Source organism: Pseudomonas glycinae (assembly GCF_001594225.2).
Lineage (GTDB): Bacteria > Pseudomonadota > Gammaproteobacteria > Pseudomonadales > Pseudomonadaceae > Aquipseudomonas > Aquipseudomonas glycinae.
In genome coordinates this window covers 4,184,634-4,204,506 of the sequence record NZ_CP014205.2, presented here as the reverse complement: position 1 = coordinate 4,204,506, position 19,873 = coordinate 4,184,634, and the positions used below count along the sequence as shown (strand labels likewise).

Below are 19,873 nucleotides of genomic sequence, written 5' to 3'. Positions count from 1 at the left end.
ATTTCTTCTTGATTGAAATGATCGAGTCAGTCGAATGCTTTGATAAGTTGTTTCGAGTTGGTTTGAACGGTCTTCCAGTTCTTAAGAACAACTTTCAAACTCGAGACGAAACTTCTCAGGGTCAGGAATTCGTTGATCCCCATTAATTTGTTTTGCGAGGCGTTGATGTAGTCCGTAATGGAGATCCACAGTGTTTCAAGTTGCGAGGTGCTTTGGATGGCACCCTCTACATAAATCGACATGCTGTTCAATCCCGCCTGGAACTCCATGAGCGAGCCCGCGAGGATGTTCTTTTGCTTGACCTGCTCGATCAATAAATCTCGTTGATCAATCAGAGGGCGCAAGTGGATTTTCTGCTGAAGTTCGAGGTGCTGGTACCAGGTCGATGAACCGCCTCTGTAACCAACGATAAAGCCAAGGATATGTTCGAAAAAGTTCGGCTCGGTTTCCCTGGTCTTTTCATCAATGCTTTTTTGGGCTTGATCAATGGCGGCATTCAGCTCGGTGAGCTGTCGGTTGATTTGCGCATCACTGGCCAGACGCAGTTTTTCACCAATACCGATGGCAACCTTGTCGCTAAGGTCGCTCTTGAAGTATTTCAGGCGTTCGCTGACGTCCTGGCTGCTGAGTTTTTTCTCTCCGATCGACCTTGCAATGAACGCCAGCGATTCTTGAATCGAGCCGAAACGGTTCTTCTCGGTCTTGCCGATCTCCAATGGCGGGAGACTGGCGATCTCTTCCTCGGACAGCGAGTCGATGGTGCCCAGGTAGTTTATGTAGCCCGGCATGCTCACGATGGCGTCGATAATATCCTGACCGAAACTCTCCAGATCTTCTGAAAACGTCGACAGACTTCCAGCCACGCGTTTCATCGAGTATTCGATGTCGTTCCAGGCGTTGGCGTTATTGATGATCAGGTGATTGAGTTCGACAACGTCAAGCACCTCAAGACCGGCAATGCCGGTGGACTTGGTGTTTAGTTGCGCTTCCACAGCTTCGATACTGCGCGGCAGCGTCCTGGCAGCGGATATGTAGTTTTTGATTTTTCTGATGTCGTCTGTGGTGACGAACGGGTTTGAACTCGGTTGCACTTTTAGTTCCTTTTAAAGTGTTGTTCGAGTTCTTAGCGTAAGCCTGTTTCTTGGCTGGCGGGTATGGGTTTAGTGTGACCTGTTGTTGTTTATTATTTGTTGTTATTTTGAACTTGCTGCATAAAAAAACCGTGCCTGGGCACGGTTTTTTTATGCGCTGTGCGTGTTACACGTAAAACGACTTCAGCGGCGGAAAGCCATTGAATTCTACGGCGCTGTAGCTGGTGGTGTACGCACCGGTCGACAGCCAGTACAGGCGATCACCGATCGCCAGGTTCAGCGGCAGGCCGTACTTGTAGTTTTCGTACATGATGTCGGCGCTGTCGCAGGTCGGACCGGCGATCACGACTTCTTCCATCTCGCCTTTCTTCTCGGTCCAGATCGGGAACTTGATCGCTTCGTCCATGGTTTCGATCAGGCCGGAGAACTTGCCCACATCGGTATAAACCCAACGCTCGACGGCGGTACGGGACTTGCGCGCGACCAGCACCACTTCACTGACCAGGATACCGGCGTTGGCGATCAGCGAACGGCCCGGCTCCAGAATGATTTCCGGCAGGTCATCACCGAAGTCTTCCTTCAGGAAGCGAATGATTTCTTCGGCGTAGGTTTCCAGGCTGTTGGTGCGGGTGATGTAGTTGGCCGGGAAGCCACCGCCCATGTTGATCAGCTTGAGGTGGATGCCGTCTTCTTCCTTCAGGCGTTCGAAGATCACTTTGACCTTGGCGATCGCGGCGTCCCAGACGCTGATGTCGCGCTGTTGCGAACCGACGTGGAACGAGATGCCGTACGGCACCAGGCCCAGGTCGCGGGCGAGGATCAGCAGATCCATGGCCATGTCGGTCTGGCAGCCGAATTTGCGCGACAGCGGCCAGTCGGCCGTGGTCGAGCCTTCAGTCAGGATGCGCACATAGACTTTGGCGCCCGGTGCAGCCTTGGCGATGTTGCGCAGGTCGGCTTCCGAGTCGGTGGCGAACAGACGCACGCCCTTCTCGTAGAAGTAGCGAATGTCCTTGGACTTCTTGATGGTGTTGCCGTAGCTGATCTGGTCCGGGCTGACGCCACGGCTCAGCACTTTGTCCAGCTCATAGATCGAGGCGATGTCGAAGCTCGAGCCTTTCTCCTTGAGCAGGTCGATGATCTCGACGGCCGGGTTGGCCTTGACCGCGTAGTAGACCTTGGCGAATTCGAAACCGGCGCGCAGGTCATCGTAGGCCTGGGCGATCATCGCGGTGTCGATCACCACGAACGGGGTTTCCTGTTTGTCGGCGAATGCCTTCATTTTCTGAAAGGTTTCGCGCGCGAAATAGTCTTCGACCTGGATCGACATACTTGGGACTCCTAGTGGCAAACGTCGTTAATCAATGGGTGCAAATGAACGTCCTCCGTATCCCCACTTTGGTTCGCCTACTTCCCAAGGCATGTCGCCGAAAGCAAAAAGGCCATGGGAAATGTAGTCTTTCTTTCCCTTGGCCTTGCTGTCTCGTCGTCAGTACTTGAGCCGGATGGATCGTTTCCAGCATGGACGTTCGGCGCGAACTTTAGGGCGTGAGGGGCCTGAGATCAACTAAAAATGTCGCGTTTTTGCACGCTTCTGACGTACGTCGCGGATATCACTCTTTGTACCCGACCGAGATGACGGCCAGATGTTCCGCAATAATTTTCAGGTGTTAAAAATACCTGCACGTTCGACGCTGATGTGTGCCAAGTCTCCGATAAGTGCGTTCACTTCAACATCGGCGACGTTGGCGGCGAGAAGGGGAGATGAGGGGGAAGTTGCTGGTTAAGGCTGACATTCGCGGACGGGGTCAGCCTTCTCACGTGTTGATATTTCTTGCCGGCTCTTCGTTGGCAAAAAAATCCGGCTTTCAGGTTCCGGTACTTGAAAAAAAGGGCTGTCGAACAGCCCTTTTGCTTTTGATCAGGCCACGGCCTCGGCTGGCGACACGATATTGGTCTTCATGCCGCGTGATCGACCCGAACTCAGGTAGGCCGCAATCGACTCCTGGGTAACTTCGCCAAGAAATACCCGCTCGGCATCCATCACCGGCAGCCATGAGCGATTGAACTCGTACATGCGCGACAGCAGGATGCGCAAATGCTCGTCGTATGCCGCCGTGGCGTTGAACTCGCGCAGGAACTGCGCACAGGTGCCGGTCTGACGATGCAGGTCACGACGGCGCACATAACCCAGTGCCTTGTTCTCAGCGTCAGTGACGACGACATAGCGACGGTCATGTTCGTCCATCAACTCCAGCGCATCGGCCACCGGGGTTTCCGGGCTGACTGACGGCGCGTTGTCTGCTGCGTCTTCGGCTTTCACCAGCAGCAGGCGTTTGAGGGTGCTGTCCTGGCCAACGAAGTTGCTGACAAAGTCGTCCGCCGGATGGGCGAGCAGGGTGTCCGGATGGTCGATCTGCAACAGTTTGCCGGCGCGGAAAATCGCGATCTTGTCGCCGAGCTTGATCGCTTCGTCGATGTCGTGGCTGACCATGATCACGGTCTTGTTCAGCGCGCGCTGCATCTCGAAGAATTCGTTCTGGATCATCTCGCGGTTGATCGGGTCGACCGCGCCGAACGGTTCGTCCATCAGCAACAGCGGTGCATCCGCCGCCAGCGCACGGATCACGCCGATCCGTTGCTGCTGACCGCCGGACAGTTCACGCGGGTAACGATGCAGATATTGCTTGGGCTCAAGCTTGATCATGCTCATCAGTTCGCGGGCGCGGTCGTGGCATTTCTGTTTGTCCCAGCCGAGCAGTTTCGGCACCACCACGATGTTCTCTTCGATGGTCATGTTCGGGAACAGACCGATCTGCTGGATCACGTAGCCGATGTTGCGGCGCAGGGTCACTTCGTCGAGGTCGGTGGTGTCTTCGCCATTGATCAGGATCTTGCCCGAGGTCGGCTTGATCAGGCGGTTGATCATTTTCAGCGTGGTGCTTTTGCCGCAGCCCGATGGCCCGAGGAACACACAGATTTCGCCTTCATTGACGGTCAGGCTTACCGAGTCCACGGCTTTCACATCTTTGCCGTTGCTTTGGAAGGTCTTGCTGAGGTTTTGAAGTTCGATCATTTGAGGAGTCCTTTTGGAGTCAGCGAACGTTGCAGCCACTGCAAAATGAGGTCGGCGAAGATCGCCAGAAGACTGACCAGCAGCGCGCCGACGATGAGCATCGACATGTCGCTGCGGCTGATGGAGGCGAGGATCAGCACGCCGAGACCGCCGGCGCCGATGGTTGCGGCAATGGTCATCACGCCGATGTTCATCACCACCGCGGTGCGCACGCCGGCGAGGATCACCGGCACGGCGATCGGCAACTCGACCATGCGCAGGCGCTGGCCGAAGGTCATGCCGATGCCGCGTGCGGCTTCGCGGATGCCCGGCTCGACGCCGGTCAAGGCGAGGTAGGTGTTGCGCATGATCGGCAGCAGTGAATAAAGGAACACGGCGGTGATCGCCGGCATCGGGCCGAGGCCCTGGCCGAATTTCGAGTAGAACGGCAGCAGCAGGCCGAACAACGCAATCGACGGCACGGTGAGCAATACCGTGGCGCTGGCCTGCAAGGGGCCGGCGAGGCTCGGGAAGCGCGTCATCAAAATGCCCAACGGCACGCCGATGAAAATCGCCAGGCTGACGGCGATGCCGACCAGCGTGATGTGCTGCCAGGTCAGGTGCATCACCTGCTGCCAGTCGAGGTGGGAAAAGGCGTTCAAAAATTCCATGACTTTTCCTCCTTTAATTCAGTGGGTGGTGGCGCAGGAAATCGGCAGCGACTTTCGACGGGCTCTCGTGATCGACGTCGACCCGCGCGTTGAGCTGGCGCATGGTTTCGTCGTCGAACAGCTCGGCCAGCGGTTTGAGTTGCTCGGCCAGTTGCGGGTGCGCGTCGAGGTAGGCCTGACGCACCACGGGCGCTGCGGTGTAATCCGGGAAGTAATGTTTGTCGTCTTCCAGCAGCTTCAGCCCGAAAGCATTGAGGCGGCCGTCGGTGGTGTAGACCAGACCGGCAAACACCTGGCCGTTACGCAGCGCGGTGTAGACCAGGCCCGCGTCCATCTGCCGGATGTTCTTGCGGGTCAGGTTCATGTCGTAGAGCTTGACCATGCCGTCCAGACCGTCGGAGCGATTGGCGAACTCGGTGTCCAGCGCCACCAGATGATTGGTTTTGGCTTCAGCCTTCAACACGTCGTTCAACTGGCTGATGGTGTGGATCTGCGGATATTCCTCGGCCACTTTTTTCGGCAGAGCGAGGGCGTAGGTGTTGCTGAATTTCGACGGTGTCAGCCAGACCAGGCCTTTTTTCGCGTCGAGTTCTTTCACCCGGGCGTAGGACTGTTCGCTGTCGAGTTTTTCGGTGACATGGTTGTAGGCCACCAGCGACACGCCGGTGTATTCCCAGAGCATGTCCAGTTGTCCGGTTTCGTGGGCGCTGCGGGCCAGGTTGCTGCCCAGACCGCCGGTGATCTGCGCGTCGTAGCCTTTGCTGCGCAGGTATTGCGCGGTGATTTCCGCGAGCAGGGTCTGCTCGGTGAATACTCGGGCGCCGAGGCGAATCACCGGTTTGTCGGCGGCTTGGGCGATACCTGCGAAGAGCAGCACGCAGCCCAGAATCAAACTAAGTCTTTTCATAAATATTCCTTCGCAAAGCCTCAAGACGGGCGCAAACCGCGTTCCAGCCAGAGACGGCTGGCGAGGGTGACCACGCCATCGAGCAGCAACGCCAGCAGCGCGGTGCACGCGGCGCCGAGCAGCAGTTGCGGCTGATTGTTCAGGGCGATGCCGGGGAAGATCAGGCTGCCGAGGCTGTTGGCGCCGATCAGGAAGGCCAGCGGCGCGGTACCGACGTTGATCGCCAGCGCCACCCGCACACCGCCGACGATGATCGGCACGGCGTTGGGCAACTCGACTTTCCACAGCACCTGGCGCGGAGTCATGCCGATGCCGACGGCGGCTTCTTTCAGCGAGCCCTGGACGTTTTTCAGGCCTTCATAGGTGTTGCGCACAATCGGCAACAGCGAGGCGAGGAACAAAGCGAAGATCGCCGGGCCGCTGCCGATGCCGAGAATCCCCAGGGCAATCGCGAGTACGGCCAGCGGCGGCACGGTGTTGCCGATGTTGAAGATCTGCATGAAGCGTTCGGCGCGGCCAACCATGTGCGGGCGGCTCAGGAAGATGCCGGCGGGAATGCCCACGACCAGGGCGGCCAGCATTGAAGCGAGGACGAGAATCAGATGAGCTTGCAGGTAAAACAACAAATCGTCGCGGTAGTGTTCGATCGTGTTGATGCCGATCCAGTGGATCAGCAGGGCCAGGAGCGCGATCACCACCGCACCTCCCATCAGCCCTTTGCCATAGCGGATAGCCACAGGCGGACTCCTTTTTTTAGTCGGCGACCGCTGCTCCGTGTGGCATGCCATGCCTGGCTGCCGGAGTCAGTGTTCGCGAGAAGCAGCTTTTTTTCAGCCCGGCAAAAGCGGTCTGAAAGCCAGCCATGAGCGCAGCCTCGTCAGGCTAACTTGCTGATTTTTCAGCCCCTGACGAATTGTCGTAACAGGGGATGGACGTCTCCGTGCTTTAAAAGGTTCCCATCCGAGGCAGCATTTGGCCACCCTTAATGTGCTCAACGGTTCGGTTATTGAATCGAGTTGGGCTATAATCGCCGCCCTTTTTTGAATCACCGCCAGGCGATTTCCCATGACCAGACAGGCCGCCGAAGTCGCGAAACGCCGCACTTTCGCCATTATTTCCCACCCCGATGCCGGTAAAACCACCATCACCGAAAAGCTCTTGCTGATGGGCAAGGCGATTGCCGTGGCCGGTACGGTGAAATCCCGTAAATCCGACCGCCACGCGACATCCGACTGGATGGAGATGGAAAAGCAGCGGGGCATCTCGATCACCACGTCGGTCATGCAGTTCCCGTATCGCGAACACATGATCAACCTGCTCGACACCCCGGGCCACGAAGACTTCTCCGAAGACACCTACCGCACCCTGACCGCGGTGGACTCGGCCCTGATGGTTCTCGACGGCGGTAAAGGTGTAGAGCCACGTACCATCGCGCTGATGGACGTCTGCCGTCTGCGTGACACGCCGATCGTCAGCTTCATCAACAAACTCGACCGTGACATCCGCGACCCGATCGAACTGCTCGACGAAATCGAAGCCGTCCTGAAGATCAAGGCTGCGCCGATCACCTGGCCGATCGGTTGCTACCGCGACTTCAAAGGCGTGTACCACCTGGCCGACGACTACATCATTGTCTACACCGCCGGTCACGGTCACGAACGCACCGAAACCAAGATCATCGAGAAGCTCGATTCCGACGAAGCCCGCGCGCATCTGGGCGACGAGTACGAGCGTTTCCTCGAGCAGCTGGAACTGGTGCAGGGCGCCTGCCACGAGTTCAATCAGCAGGAATTCCTCGACGGCCAACTGACCCCGGTGTTCTTCGGTACTGCATTGGGCAACTTCGGTGTCGATCACGTACTCGACGCCGTGGTCGACTGGGCCCCGCGTCCGCTGCCACGCGTAGCCAACGAGCGCACCGTGGAGCCGGTGGAAGAGAAGTTCTCGGGCTTCATCTTCAAGATCCAGGCGAACATGGACCCGAAACACCGCGACCGCATCGCCTTCATGCGTATCTGCTCCGGCAAGTACGAAAAAGGCATGAAGATGCGCCACGTGCGTACCGGCAAGGACGTGCGCATCGGCGACGCCCTGACCTTCTTCTCCTCCGAGCGTGAACAGCTGGAAGAAGCGTACGCCGGCGACATCATCGGTCTGCACAACCACGGCACGATCCAGATCGGCGACACCTTCAGCGAAGGCGAAACCCTGGGCTTCACCGGTATCCCGCACTTCGCCCCGGAACTGTTCCGTCGCGTACGCCTGCGCGATCCGCTGAAATCCAAGCAACTGCGCCAGGGCCTGCAACAGCTCGCCGAAGAAGGCGCGACCCAGGTGTTCTTCCCGGAGCGCAGCAACGACATCATCCTCGGCGCCGTCGGTGTGCTGCAGTTCGATGTGGTCGCCAGCCGCCTGAAAGAGGAATACAAGGTCGAGTGCTCCTACGAGCCGATCACCGTGTACTCCGCGCGCTGGATCGAATGCAGCGACAAGAAGAAGCTGGAGGAATTCTCCAACAAGGCCGTGGAAAACCTGGCACTGGACGGCGGCGGTCACCTGACCTACCTTGCGCCAACCCGGGTCAACCTGGCCCTGATGGAAGAGCGCTGGCCGGACGTGAAATTCCGTGCGACGCGCGAGCATCACTAAGCGCTGAGTTGCTCCATCCCAAGCCCCCGATGCGCAAGCCTCGGGGGCTTTTTGTTGGCTGCAGAATCAGTTGCTCATCAAGTATTGGAGAGAGGCTACCTCGCTTAGCCGATCCGGTTATGAGTGTTATTCGAAAGCGGTCTGTCCACGCACGGCATTTCCGGGCATGGGTTAGCGTCCTATCTGGTGAACCCGGCGGATCGGAACTAGATTTCAATCAGCGTCAGGTCAGCATGAATTTCTCACCTGGAACAGGATGGACTCGACCATGAAAAACAGGTTGCTACGGGTTTTGCTGCTGTTGAAAGTGATGGTGATGCTGTCCCTCGGCACCGCGACGGCTTGGGCCGAGTGCGAGGATCACGATACCCAGGCCTCCAGCGGGCAGGTGGGGCACAGCGCGCTGATGCTGGCCAAGTCCGAGTCCGAGCCGGGCGATCAGGGCCAGGGTGGCAGCGCCGACGATGACGACTCGACCACCGATGAACCGGACACCGATGATCCGGACGAAGGCGATAGCCAGACGTAGATTCCGGTCAAAAGAAAACCCCTTCTTTCCCGATTGATGCGCAATCGGGGCAGAAGGGGTTTGGTCAACTCATCAACAACCCGCCCCGGGAAACAGGGCGGGTTTTTTCATGCCGCGCCGTCGAGGAACTGCTCGGCGTAGTGGCACGCAACCTGACGCGTGTCGAGCTGGCGCAGGGCCGGCTCTTCGCTGCTGCAACGCGCGGTTGCGTATGGGCAGCGCTTGTGGAACGCGCAGCCAGGTGGCGGGTTCAGCGGGTTGGGCAGCTCGCCGACGATCTTGATTTTCGGCTTGTCCGGATCCGGGTGGATGGTCGGAGTCGCCGACAACAACGCCTGAGTGTACGGGTGCAGAGGACGGGCATAGATGTCGTGCTTCGGACCGATTTCCACCGGGCGACCGAGGTACATCACCATCACGTCATCGGCCACGTGCTGCACCACCGCCAGGTTGTGCGAGATGAACACGTAACCGGTGTTGAACTCCTGCTGCATGTCCATGAACAGGTTCAGCACCTGCGCCTGGATCGACACGTCCAGCGCCGAGGTCGGTTCGTCCGCCACCAGCACTTTCGGTTGCAGCATCATGGCGCGCGCCAGCGCGATACGCTGACGCTGACCGCCGGAGAACATGTGCGGATAACGCTGGTAGTGCTCGGGACGCAAGCCGACCTGCCTCATCATCGCCTGGACTTTCTCGCGACGTTCGGCGGCTGACAGGTTGGTGTTGATCAGCAGCGGCTCGGCCAGCTGATCACCGATTTTCTGCCGAGGGTTCAACGATGCGTACGGGCTCTGGAACACCATCTGCACGTCTTTGCGCAGTTGTTTGCGCTGAGCCTTGTCGGCGCCGGCCACTTCCTGCCCGGCGATTTTCAGCGAGCCGGATGACGGCTCTTCGATCAGGGTCAGGGCGCGGGCGAGGGTGGATTTGCCGCAGCCCGATTCACCGACGACGGCAAGGGTCTTGCCGGCTTCCAGCTCGAACGACACGCCGTTCAGGGCGCGCACGGTGGCGTGGCCCTTGAACAGGCCACGGGAGACTTCGTAGTGACGGGTCAGGTCGCGGGCGGTAAGTACGACGGCCATTACGCCACCTCCTGGTTCAACGGATAGAAGCAGCGGGCGAGGCTGTGGCTTTTCGGGTCAAGGGTCGGACGCTGCGCGCGGCAGCTGTCCTGCACGTACGGGCAGCGCGGCGACAGCAGGCAGCCTTGCGGGCGGTCGTAACGGCCGGGAACGATGCCCGGCAGAGTGGCCAGACGCTCGGCACCCTGGCTGTGTTCCGGAATCGCCTTGAGCAGCGCTTCGCTGTACGGGTGCGCCGGGATGTCGAACAGTTGCGGCACCTGACCGACTTCAACGGCTTGACCGGCGTACATCACACACACGCGCTGGGCGGTTTCGGCCACGACGGCGAGGTCGTGGGTGATCAGCACCAGGCCCATGTTCTGCTCTTTCTGTAACGCCAGCAGCAGGTCCATGATCTGCGCCTGGATCGTCACGTCGAGTGCGGTGGTCGGCTCGTCGGCGATCAGCAGTTTCGGTTCGCCGGCAATCGCCATGGCAATTGCCACACGCTGGCTCATGCCGCCGGACAGTTGGTGCGGGTAGGCATCCATACGGCTGGCGGCGCCCGGGATTTCGACTTTTTCCAGCAGTTCGATCGCACGCTTGCGCGCTTGCTTGCCGGACATTTTCAGGTGCAGGCGCAGCACTTCTTCGATCTGGAAACCGACGGTGTAGCTCGGGTTCAGCGCGGTCATCGGGTCCTGGAACACCATCGCCAGGTCTTTGCCGACAATCTGCCGACGCTGGCGGTTGTTCAGCTTGAGCATGTTCTTGCCGTCGAAGCTCAGGGCGTCGGCGGTGACGATCCCCGGGTGCTCGATCAGGCCCATCAGCGCCATCATGGTCACGGACTTGCCGGAACCCGACTCGCCCACGATCGCCAGGACTTCGCCCTTGTCGACTTTCAGGTCGAGGCCGTCGACGACCGGGGTGGCGTTCTTGTCGCCGAAGCGAACGTTGAGATTCTTGATTTCTAACAGTGACATGGGAATCTCCTCAGGCGGCGTTCTTGAGTTTCGGGTCCAGCGCATCGCGCAGGCCGTCGCCCATCAAGTTGATTGCCAGCACGCTGAGCAAAATGGTCAAACCAGGCAGACTCACCACCCACCAGGCGCGTTCGATGTAGTCGCGGGCCGAAGCCAGCATGGTGCCCCACTCAGGGGTTGGCGGCTGGACGCCGAGGCCGAGGAAGCCCAGGGCGGCGGCATCGAGGATCGCCGAGGAGAAGCTCAAAGTCGCCTGGACGATCAGCGGCGCCATGCAGTTCGGCAGCACGGTGATGAACATCAGGCGTGGCAGACCTGCACCGGCCAGGCGCGCGGCGGTCACGTAGTCGCGGTTCAGTTCACCCATCACGGCGGCACGGGTCAGACGCACGTAGGACGGCAAGGACACCACGGCAATCGCGATCACGGTGTTGATCAGGCCAGGGCCGAGGATGGCGACGATCGCCACGGCCAGCAGCAGCGATGGCAGGGCCAGCATGATGTCCATCAGACGCATGATGGTCGGGCCGACCACTTTCGGGAAGAAACCGGCGAACAGACCCAGCAGGATCCCCGGGATCAGCGACATCACCACCGACGACAGGCCGATCAGCAGCGACAGGCGCGAACCCTGGATCAGGCGCGACAGCAGGTCGCGACCCAGTTCATCGGTGCCGAGCAGGAACTGCATCTGCCCGCCTTCGAGCCACGCCGGCGGCGTCAGCAGGAAGTCGCGGTATTGCTCGCTCGGGTTATGCGGGGCGACCCACGGCGCGAAGATCGCGCAGAAAATCACCAGCAGCATGAACAGCAGGCCGGCGACGGCGCCCTTGTTCTTGGCGAAGGCCTGCCAGAACTCTTTGTACGGTGACGGGTACAGCAGACTTTGATCCACGGCGGTGGCAGCGGTGGCTACTGAGGAAGTTGGAGTGCTCATGGGTATTGACCTCAGCGCTGATGACGGATGCGTGGGTTGGCAAAGCCGTAGAGGATGTCCACCACGAAGTTGACCAGAATCACCAGGCAGGCGATTAACAGGATGCCGTTTTGCACAACCGGGTAGTCCCGGGCGCCGATGGCTTCGATCAGCCATTTACCGATGCCGGGCCAGGAGAAGATGGTTTCGGTCAGGACCGCACCGGCCAGCAGGGTGCCGACTTGCAGGCCGACCACGGTCAGTACCGGGATCAGCGCGTTGCGCAGGCCGTGCACGAACACCACGCGCGACGGCGACAGGCCTTTGGCCTTGGCGGTACGGATATAGTCTTCACGCAGCACTTCGAGCATCGACGAACGGGTCATCCGCGCGATCACCGCCAGCGGAATGGTGCCGAGCACGATGGCCGGCAGGATCAGGTGGTGCAGGGCATCGAGGAAGGCGCCCATGTCATCGGCCAGCAGGGTGTCGATCAGCATGAAACCGGTGCGCGGCTCGATGTCGTAGAGCAGGTCGATCCGCCCGGACACCGGGGTCCAGCCCAGGCTCACCGAGAAGAACATGATGAGGATCAGGCCCCACCAGAAGATCGGCATCGAGTAACCCGCGAGGGAGATGCCCATCACCCCGTGGTCGAACAGGGATCCTCGCTTGAGGGCCGCGATCACCCCGGCCAGAAGGCCCAGGATGCCGGCGAACAGCAGGGCGGCCATGGACAGTTCCAGGGTCGCCGGGAAGAGGGAGGTGAACTCGGTCCATACGCTCTCACGGGTGCGCAGGGATTCACCGAGGTCGCCGTGGGCCAGTTTGCCGATGTAGTCCAGGTACTGGGCGTACAACGGTTTGTTCAGACCGAGGCGTTCCATTGCCTGAGCGTGCATTTCGGGGTCGACCCGACGTTCGCCCATCATCACTTCCACGGGGTCGCCGGGAATCATGCGAATCAACGCGAAAGTCAGCAAGGTGATGCCGAAAAACGTGGGGATCAATAACCCCAGTCGGCGGGCAATAAAACTAAACATCGTGTGTGGTACCTCATCAGCCGGTTAGGCGTGCCCGGTTTCCCTGGGGTCAGGGAAACCGGGAGTTTTCTTATCTACTTCACCTGGGTGGTGGCGAAGTTATTGGTTGTCAGAGGGCTGATGTGATAACCCTCTACGTTGTTGCGCATTGCGGTGAACATGCGGGTGTGGGCCATGCTGATCCACGGTTGGTCCTGATTGAACAGCACTTGAGCCTGTTCATACAGCCTGGCGCGTTCGGCCGGATCTACTTTAGCCCGTGCTTCGTCGAGCAGGGCCTGGAATTTCTCGTTGCACCAGCGCGCGTAGTTTTCGCCGTTCTTGGCGGCTTCGCAACTGAGCATAGGCGTCAGGAAGTTATCCGGGTCGCCGTTGTCGCCCGCCCATCCGGCCGAGACCATGTCGTGCTCGCCGGCCTTGGCGCGTTTGAGCATCTCGCCCCATTCCATCACGCGGATGTCGATCTTGATCCCGACTTTCGCCAGGTCGGCCTGCATCATCTGCGCGCCGAGCATCGGGTTCGGGTTGGTCGGGCCGCCACCGTTGCGGGTGAACAGGGTGAACGTGGTGCCTTCCGGTACACCGGCTTCCTTGAGCAGGGCGCGGGCCTTGTCGAGGTCACGTGGCGGGTTTTTCAGCTCGTGGTTGTAGCCCAGCAGGGTCGGCGGATACGGGTTGACCGCCACGCTGGCGTTGCCTTTGCCGAACAGGGCGTTGACGTAGGCTTCCTTGTCGAAGGCGATGTCGATCGCTTTGCGCACCCGCACGTCGCTGATGTACTTGTGCTGGGTGTTCATGGCGACGTAGGAGACGGTCATCGCATCCAGTTCGTCGACTTTCAGGTTGCTGTCTTTCTTGATGCTCGGGATGTCATCCGGTTTCGGGTACAGCGCGATCTGGCACTCGTTGGCCTTGAGTTTCTGCAAGCGCACGTTGTTGTCGGTGGCGATCGCCAGGATCAGCGCGTCAGCCGGCGGCTTGCCACGGAAATAGTCCGGGTTGGCCTTGAAGCGCACCTGGGCGTCTTTGTTGTAGCGCTGGAAGATGAACGGCCCCGTGCCGACCGGCTTGTTGTTCAGGTCACCGGTCTTGTTGGCCTTGAGCAACTGGTCGGCGTATTCGGCCGGGTAGATCGAGGAGAACGCCATGGCGATGTCGGCCAGGAACGGCGCTTCGCGGCGGGTCAGGGTGAACTTGACGGTGTTGTCGTCGACTTTCTCGACGCTTTTGAGCAGTTCCTTGAAGCCCATGCTTTCAAAGTACGGGAAGCCCACGCTCGACAGCTTGTGCCACGGATGATTCGGGTCCAGCTGACGCTGGAAACTCCAGACCACGTCGTCGGCGTTCATGTCGCGGGTCGGCTTGAAATATTCGGTGGTGTGAAACTTGACGCCTTTGCGCAGGTGGAACGTGTAGGTCAGGCCGTCTTGGCTGATGTCCCACGACTCGGCCAGCGCCGGAATCACTTCGGTGGTGCCGGGCTTGAAGTCCGCCAGACGGTTGAAGATGGTTTCGGCCACCGCGTCGGCAGTGACTGCAGTCGTGTACTGGACCATATCGAAGCCTTCCGGACTGGCTTCGGTGCAGACCACCAAGGGTTTGGCCGAGACGCCGACAGCGACACTCAGCAACGCAGCCGCGATGGCCGCACGTAGGGGAAGCATTTTCATCAAGAACCCTCTGCAATCGGTTGAAGACAAAAAGCCGAACGGCCGACTCGTCACTGAGTCAGCCGTCGGCTGGCGTTTTTACAGGATGTTGAACGGAACGGTGGTCACCAGACGGAATTCGTTGATGCTGCCGTCAGCCTGGTTTTCGCTGGCGCGGTGCGCGGTGTAGGTCGCACGAACGGTAGTGGCTTTCAGAGGACCGCTCTGTACGGCATAAGAGGCGCCGATGCCGTATTCATAGTGGTGTTCGCCGTCCATCGACTGCACGCCGTCGTAGCCGCCACCCTTGTAGTGAGTGCCGTCGATGCCCCAGCCGCGGGCCTGGTAGATGTTGAACTTCAAGCCTGGCACGCCGTATTCGGCCATGTTCAGACCGTAGGCCACCTGGAAGGATTTCTCGTTCGGGCCGTTGAAGTCCGACAGCAGGGAGTTGGCCAGGTAGATCCCGTTGGTTTCGTGCAGGTAGTCGAAGTACTCGTTACCGTTCACTTCCTGGTAGGAGAAGGTCAGGGTATGCGCCTGGTGGGTCAGACCGAACGACAGGGAGTAGGTGTCGTTGTCGATTTCACCGAGTTTTTTCTTACCTTCGTCCACGGTCTTGTAGTAGTTCAGACCGGTGGTCAGAGCCAGAACCGAGCTGTCCCCCAGTACGTGGGTGGCGCCGAAGTAGTACTGGTTCCACAGGTCTTCGGCCTGGGTGCCCCACAGGCTGGTGGTCAGGCTGGCGAACGGCTGATACGAGATGCCGCCGGTGTGAACGTGGTCGGCTTCGGCATCGATCGCGCCGTATTCGGAGCGGAATTTGCTCAGGCTTTCTTCGGTACGCGGCGAAACGCGGTCGAACGAGGCCAGGTCGAAGGACAGGTTGTTCAGCTCTTCGCTGTGGATCGCGATACCTTCGAAGCTCGATGGCAGCGGACGGTTGCCGATCACGTCGACCTGCGGGCTGCTGAAGTTCATGCGGCCGGCGGTCAGGGTGGTGTTGGAGATACGCGCCTTGACGTTGGCCAGGCCGACTTTGCTCCACTGGCCCTGGGCTTCGCCGCCTTCACGGGTCAGGGTACGGTTGTTGCCCGCGCCTGGACGGGTGCCCGGTGCGCCACCGTTGTTGGACGCCAGGTTCTCGCGGTCACGCTCCAGCGCAATGGCGTTGTACGCCGCCACTTCGGTGCTGAAACCGACGGTGCCCTCGGTGAAGCCCGAGTTGTACTTGACGATGGTGCCCTGCACCCAGTTGATACGGCGGTCGGTCGGAGTGGCCACGCCATCCTTGCGATAGGTGAACTTGCCGCCGCGTTTCAGTTGTTCGTTGGCGTACCAGTTACGGGTCGAGCCGCTGATCGACTGACCTTCGAGGAAGCCGGTGGCTTCAGCCTGGGCGCTCTTCTCGTTGACGGTCACCGGAGTGAACGCCTGGCTTTGGGTTTCCGCGTAAGCCGTGGCGGTGATGCTGCTGATGGCCAGGGCCAGTATCGCGGTATTGCTCAGTTTCATGGGTGAAGCTCCTTTACTTTCTTTTTATGCCGGCTTTTTTGGGTTGGCCGGTTATTGGTTTAGAACTCATTCACACATCGCAAACGTTTGCAAAAGGCCTGATTGGCGAATTTCGGCAAAGCGCTTGCGTGAGGGGGTAGACGGCCCCTCAGCATTGCGGCTAATCGGTTTTGTGTTTAATCGATGCTGACACCCGAAAACACGTTGCGACCAAACGGGCTCACTTTGAACCCTTCGACTTTGGCGCTCAGCGGCTGGTTGACCGTCGAGTGGGCGACAGGCGTGATCGGTACTTGCTGCTTGAGCAGTTGCTGGGCCTGTTTGTAGAGCACGGTGCGTTGGTCGCGGTCGGTGACAACCTTGGCCTGCTTGATCAGCTTGTCGTAAGCCGGATCGCACCACATGGAGTAGTTGTTGCCGCCGATGGCGTCGCAGCTGTAGAGCGTGCCGAGCCAGTTGTCCGGATCCCCGTTGTCACCGGTCCAGCCGATCAGGCTGATGTCGTGCTCGCCATTCTTGGTGCGCTTGATGTACTCGCCCCATTCGTAGCTGACGATCTTCACTTTCAGACCGATCTTGGCCCAGTCCGCCTGGAGCATCTCGGCCATCAGTTTGGCGTTCGGGTTGTACGGCCGTTGTACCGGCATCGCCCACAGGGTGATCTCGGTGCCTTCCTTGACACCGGCAGCCTTGAGCAGCTCTTTGGCTTTTTCCGGGTTGTAGGCGGCGTCCTTGATGGTGTCGTCGTAGGACCATTGGGTCGGCGGCATGGCGTTGACGGCCAGTTGACCGGCGCCTTGATAAACAGCGTTGAGAATCCCCTGTTTATTCACCGCCATGTCCAGTGCCTGACGCACTTCGAGCTGGTCGAACGGCTTGTGGCGCACGTTATAGGCGATGTAGCCGAGGTTGAAGCCTGGCTTCTCGATCAATTGCAGTTTCGGGTCGTTCTTCAGTGCCGGCACATCGGCCGGACGCGGGTGCAGGGTGATCTGGCATTCGCCGGCCTTGAGCTTCTGCACACGCACCGAAGCGTCGGTATTGATCGCGAAAATCAGATTCTTCAGCTTCACCCGGCTCTGATCCCAGTAATGCGGGTTGCCGGTGTAACGGATGTTCGAGTCTTTCTGGTAGCTCTTGAACACGAACGGGCCAGTGCCGATCGGCTTCTGGTTGATGTCGCTCGGCTTGCCTTCGGCCAGCAGTTGGTCGGCGTACTCGGCGGACAGGATGGCGGCAAAGCTCATGGCGATGTTCTGGATGAACGCGGCGTCGACGCTGTTGAGCGTGAACTGCACGGTCAGCGGCCCGGTCTTCTCGACCTTGGCGATGTTCTTGTTGAGGCTCATCCCGTTGAAATACGGGAACTCGGTCGGATAAGCCTTACGGAATGGCTGTTGCGGATCGAGCATGCGGTTAAACGTGAACAGCACGTCGTCGGCGTTGAAATCGCGCGTAGGTTTGAAGTACGGCGTTGTGTGAAATTTCACACCTTCACGCAGGTGAAAGGTGTACTTGAGGCCATCCTCGGAGATGTCCCAGCTGGTTGCCAGGCCCGGTACGACATTGGTCGCGCCTTTTTCAAACTCGGCCAGTCGGTTGTACAGCGGTTCGGCGGCGTCGTTATCGGTTGCCGTCGTGTACTGCGCGGTGTCGAAACCGGCCGGACTGCCTTCGGAGCAGAACACCAGACTGTTGCTGGCGGCGAAACTGGCGGACGTGGCGGCCAACAGGCCGGCGCCCAGCAATGCGGAAAAAACCAAGGTATGGCGCATGACGCTCCCTCTTTTTTAGTGTTTTTCAATGCGCCGCGATCCCGTCCAGGGACGTTGTGGCTGCATTGAGCTCAAACCAACAGCAAACCGATAGCCCACGCAGTCACTGGTCAGAACCCGACGGTAGGGGCCGTGGGTCTGGCAGTAAATGCGCTGAGTCCTAAAGACTCGTAGGAAAAGGCAACACGTCCTAACCCAACCTAGTAAGACTGGTTAGAAAAGGCTGTAGGCGAATTCCTGACTTCTCGGCAAAAAAACAGCGGCGACGCTGAAAACGTCGCCGCTGCTTCTTTTATTTGCTGACGCTGACGCCGTAGAAGGAGTTCAAGCCGAACGGGCTGATCTTGAAGTCCTGCACGTTGGCGCGCATGGGTTGATACACCGTCGAGTGAGCGATAGGTGTCATAGGGACTGCATCTTTGAGGACGTGCTGCGCCTCTTTGTAGAGTTCGGTGCGCTTGGCCTGGTCAGTGGTGCGCTTGGCTTCTTTCACGAGGCCGTCGAATTTCTTGTCGCACCATTTGGAGAAGTTGTTGCCACTCAGCGAGTCGCAACCAAACAACACGTTGAGCCAGTTGTCCGGATCACCATTGTCACCGCTCCAGCCGATGATCATCGCCTGGTTCTCGCCGCCTTTGGAGCGCTTGATGTACTCGCCCCACTCGTAGCTCTGAATCTTCACGTTCAGACCGATTTTCTTCCAGTCGGACTGGAGCATTTCGGCCATCAGCTTGGCGTTCGGGTTGTACGGACGCTGAACCGGCATCGCCCACAGGACGATCTCGGTACCTTCCTTGACGCCGGCTTCCTTGAGCAGCTGCTTGGCTTTCTCAGGATCGTACTTGGCGTCCTTGATGGTGGTGTCGTAGGACCACTGGGTCGGTGGCATGGCGTTGACGGCCAGTTGGCCTGCGCCCTGGTAAACCGAGTCGATGATCTGTGGCTTGTTGACGGCCATGTCCAGCGCCTGGCGCACGCGCAGGTCGGCCAGCGGGTTAGGCTCGTTGCTGCCCTTGACCTTGTCCATCACGTTATAGGCGATGTAGCCCAGGTTGAAGCCGGCCTGGTCAGGCATCTTCAGCGCAGGGTCGGCTTTCAGTGCCGCGAGGTCGGCCGGACGCGGGAACAGGGTGACCTGGCACTCGTTCTTTTTCAGCTTCTGGATACGTACCGACGGGTCGGTGGTGATAGCGAAGATCAGGTTGTCGATCTTCACGTCTTCAGGCTTCCAGTAATCCTTGTTGCCGGTGTAACGGATGTTGGAGTCTTTCTGGTAGCTCTTGAACACGAACGGGCCAGTGCCGATCGGCTTCTGGTTGATGTCGGCAGCCTTGCCTTCCTTCAGCAGCTGGGCTGCGTACTCGGCGGACTGGATCGACGCGAAGCTCATGGCCATGTTCTGGATGAACGCGGCGTCGACTTCTTTCAGGGTGAACTTGACGGTGTGGTCGTCGACTTTATCGATCTTGGTGATGTTGGTATCCATCCCCATGTCGGTGAAGTACGGGAATTCGGTCGGGTACGCCTTACGGAACGGGTCATCCTTGTTAATCATGCGATTGAAGGTGAACAGCACGTCGTCGGCGTTGAACTCACGAGTCGGCTTGAAATACGGGGTGGTGTGGAACTTGACGCCTTCACGCAGGTGGAAGGTGTAAGTCAGGCCGTCATCCGAGATGTCCCACTTGGTCGCCAGACCAGGAGTCACGGCGGTGCCGCCACGCTCGAACTGGGTCAGACGGTTGAACATGGTTTCGGCTGAGGCGTCGAAGTCGGTTCCGGTGGTGTACTGGCCTGGATCGAAACCGGCCGGGCTGCCTTCGGAGCAGAACACCAGGTTAGTCGCAGCGGTGGCGAAAGGTGCGGAGGCTAACAAGCCTGCGCCGACTAAAAACGGAATGACCGCGTGTTTAAGCATGTTGGCCTCATGATTTGTTGTCATTTTTTAGTAGTGAGGTACGACCTCGTGAGTCGTGCCTGCGGATACTTATGCAGGGCCCATACCCAATGCAAGATC

The 19,873-nt window shown here is 59.2% G+C and carries 16 protein-coding genes; 2 read left to right on the top strand and 14 right to left on the bottom strand.

Annotated elements, in window-relative coordinates; all coding sequences use genetic code 11:
* Positions 1-26: 26 nt before the first annotated feature.
* The 6 genes from AWU82_RS19165 to AWU82_RS19140 all read right to left on the bottom strand — a co-directional run bounded on the left by AWU82_RS19165 (position 27) and on the right by AWU82_RS19140 (position 6,434).
* A complete protein-coding gene (locus tag AWU82_RS19165) occupies positions 27-1,091 on the bottom strand; it encodes an alpha-xenorhabdolysin family binary toxin subunit A (protein ID WP_064382568.1) in 1,065 nt (354 codons plus the stop codon).
* Between the two features lie 166 nt (positions 1,092-1,257).
* Positions 1,258-2,421, bottom strand: a complete 1,164-nt coding sequence (locus AWU82_RS19160) for a type III PLP-dependent enzyme (protein WP_039769212.1) — start codon at positions 2,419-2,421, stop codon at positions 1,258-1,260.
* Between the two features lie 591 nt (positions 2,422-3,012).
* Positions 3,013-4,167 carry an osmoprotectant ABC transporter ATP-binding protein OsmV gene (locus AWU82_RS19155; protein WP_039769215.1) on the bottom strand — a complete coding sequence of 385 codons (1,155 nt, stop codon included), beginning with the start codon at positions 4,165-4,167 and terminating at the stop codon, positions 3,013-3,015.
* Entirely contained in the window at positions 4,164-4,817 is a 654-nt protein-coding gene (locus AWU82_RS19150) for an ABC transporter permease (protein WP_064382567.1), read from the bottom strand. Before AWU82_RS19150 ends, AWU82_RS19155 begins: the two co-directional genes overlap by 4 nt.
* 13 nt (positions 4,818-4,830) lie before the next feature.
* On the bottom strand, positions 4,831-5,724 hold the full coding sequence (locus tag AWU82_RS19145; RefSeq protein ID WP_064382566.1) for a glycine betaine ABC transporter substrate-binding protein: 894 nt from the start codon (positions 5,722-5,724) through the stop codon (positions 4,831-4,833).
* 20 nt (positions 5,725-5,744) lie between these two features.
* Positions 5,745-6,434 carry an ABC transporter permease gene (locus AWU82_RS19140; RefSeq protein WP_170928954.1) on the bottom strand — a complete coding sequence of 230 codons (690 nt, stop codon included), beginning with the start codon at positions 6,432-6,434 and terminating at the stop codon, positions 5,745-5,747.
* A gap of 355 nt (positions 6,435-6,789) precedes the next feature.
* On the opposite strand from AWU82_RS19140, the gene AWU82_RS19135 reads away from it, so the two are divergent.
* Positions 6,790-8,373, top strand: coding sequence for a peptide chain release factor 3 (locus tag AWU82_RS19135; protein ID WP_011332431.1), 1,584 nt, complete (start codon positions 6,790-6,792; stop codon positions 8,371-8,373).
* 268 nt (positions 8,374-8,641) lie between these two features.
* Positions 8,642-8,902 (top strand): hypothetical protein, encoded by a 261-nt coding sequence (locus AWU82_RS19130; RefSeq protein WP_064384136.1) that lies wholly within the window; start codon positions 8,642-8,644, stop codon positions 8,900-8,902.
* Between the two features lie 107 nt (positions 8,903-9,009).
* Here the strand turns inward: AWU82_RS19130 and AWU82_RS19125 are convergent, their stop codons facing one another.
* The 8 genes from AWU82_RS19125 to AWU82_RS19090 all read right to left on the bottom strand — a co-directional run bounded on the left by AWU82_RS19125 (position 9,010) and on the right by AWU82_RS19090 (position 19,774).
* The gene (locus tag AWU82_RS19125; protein ID WP_064382564.1) at positions 9,010-9,990 is read right to left on the bottom strand and encodes a peptide ABC transporter ATP-binding protein; all 981 of its coding nucleotides are present in this window, start codon (positions 9,988-9,990) and stop codon (positions 9,010-9,012) included.
* Complete coding sequence (locus tag AWU82_RS19120; protein ID WP_064382563.1) at positions 9,990-10,958, bottom strand: ABC transporter ATP-binding protein; 969 nt, start codon at positions 10,956-10,958, stop codon at positions 9,990-9,992. The genes AWU82_RS19125 and AWU82_RS19120 overlap by 1 nt, the downstream gene beginning before the upstream one ends.
* 10 nt (positions 10,959-10,968) lie before the next feature.
* Positions 10,969-11,895, bottom strand: coding sequence for an ABC transporter permease subunit (locus tag AWU82_RS19115; RefSeq protein WP_011332434.1), 927 nt, complete (start codon positions 11,893-11,895; stop codon positions 10,969-10,971).
* A gap of 11 nt (positions 11,896-11,906) precedes the next feature.
* Positions 11,907-12,917: an ABC transporter permease subunit gene (locus AWU82_RS19110; protein WP_007953665.1), complete on the bottom strand. Its 1,011-nt coding sequence runs from the start codon at positions 12,915-12,917 to the stop codon at positions 11,907-11,909.
* A 74-nt stretch (positions 12,918-12,991) separates the two neighbouring features.
* Positions 12,992-14,587: an ABC transporter substrate-binding protein gene (locus AWU82_RS19105; RefSeq protein WP_064382562.1), complete on the bottom strand. Its 1,596-nt coding sequence runs from the start codon at positions 14,585-14,587 to the stop codon at positions 12,992-12,994.
* A gap of 78 nt (positions 14,588-14,665) precedes the next feature.
* Complete coding sequence (locus tag AWU82_RS19100) at positions 14,666-16,081, bottom strand: OprD family porin (protein ID WP_011332436.1); 1,416 nt, start codon at positions 16,079-16,081, stop codon at positions 14,666-14,668.
* A 176-nt stretch (positions 16,082-16,257) separates the two neighbouring features.
* Complete coding sequence (locus AWU82_RS19095) at positions 16,258-17,856, bottom strand: ABC transporter substrate-binding protein (RefSeq protein ID WP_064382561.1); 1,599 nt, start codon at positions 17,854-17,856, stop codon at positions 16,258-16,260.
* A gap of 292 nt (positions 17,857-18,148) precedes the next feature.
* The gene (locus AWU82_RS19090; protein WP_064382560.1) at positions 18,149-19,774 is read right to left on the bottom strand and encodes an ABC transporter substrate-binding protein; all 1,626 of its coding nucleotides are present in this window, start codon (positions 19,772-19,774) and stop codon (positions 18,149-18,151) included.
* Positions 19,775-19,873 lie beyond the last annotated feature (99 nt).

Bases quoted from the DNA above. Each gene is read 5' to 3' on its own strand.
- AWU82_RS19160 (WP_039769212.1), bottom strand. From the start codon at position 2,421: ATGTCGATCCAGGTCGAAGACTATTTCGCGCGCGAAACCTTTCAGAAA.
- AWU82_RS19155 (WP_039769215.1), bottom strand. From the start codon at position 4,167: ATGATCGAACTTCAAAACCTCAGCAAGACCTTCCAAAGCAACGGCAAA.
- AWU82_RS19150 (WP_064382567.1), bottom strand. From the start codon at position 4,817: ATGGAATTTTTGAACGCCTTTTCCCACCTCGACTGGCAGCAGGTGATG.
- AWU82_RS19145 (WP_064382566.1), bottom strand. From the start codon at position 5,724: ATGAAAAGACTTAGTTTGATTCTGGGCTGCGTGCTGCTCTTCGCAGGT.
- AWU82_RS19140 (WP_170928954.1), bottom strand. From the start codon at position 6,434: ATGGGAGGTGCGGTGGTGATCGCGCTCCTGGCCCTGCTGATCCACTGG.
- AWU82_RS19135 (WP_011332431.1), top strand. From the start codon at position 6,790: ATGACCAGACAGGCCGCCGAAGTCGCGAAACGCCGCACTTTCGCCATT.
- AWU82_RS19130 (WP_064384136.1), top strand. From the start codon at position 8,642: ATGAAAAACAGGTTGCTACGGGTTTTGCTGCTGTTGAAAGTGATGGTG.
- AWU82_RS19125 (WP_064382564.1), bottom strand. From the start codon at position 9,990: ATGGCCGTCGTACTTACCGCCCGCGACCTGACCCGTCACTACGAAGTC.
- AWU82_RS19120 (WP_064382563.1), bottom strand. From the start codon at position 10,958: ATGTCACTGTTAGAAATCAAGAATCTCAACGTTCGCTTCGGCGACAAG.
- AWU82_RS19115 (WP_011332434.1), bottom strand. From the start codon at position 11,895: ATGAGCACTCCAACTTCCTCAGTAGCCACCGCTGCCACCGCCGTGGAT.
- AWU82_RS19110 (WP_007953665.1), bottom strand. From the start codon at position 12,917: ATGTTTAGTTTTATTGCCCGCCGACTGGGGTTATTGATCCCCACGTTT.
- AWU82_RS19105 (WP_064382562.1), bottom strand. From the start codon at position 14,587: ATGAAAATGCTTCCCCTACGTGCGGCCATCGCGGCTGCGTTGCTGAGT.
- AWU82_RS19100 (WP_011332436.1), bottom strand. From the start codon at position 16,081: ATGAAACTGAGCAATACCGCGATACTGGCCCTGGCCATCAGCAGCATC.
- AWU82_RS19095 (WP_064382561.1), bottom strand. From the start codon at position 17,856: ATGCGCCATACCTTGGTTTTTTCCGCATTGCTGGGCGCCGGCCTGTTG.
- AWU82_RS19090 (WP_064382560.1), bottom strand. From the start codon at position 19,774: ATGCTTAAACACGCGGTCATTCCGTTTTTAGTCGGCGCAGGCTTGTTA.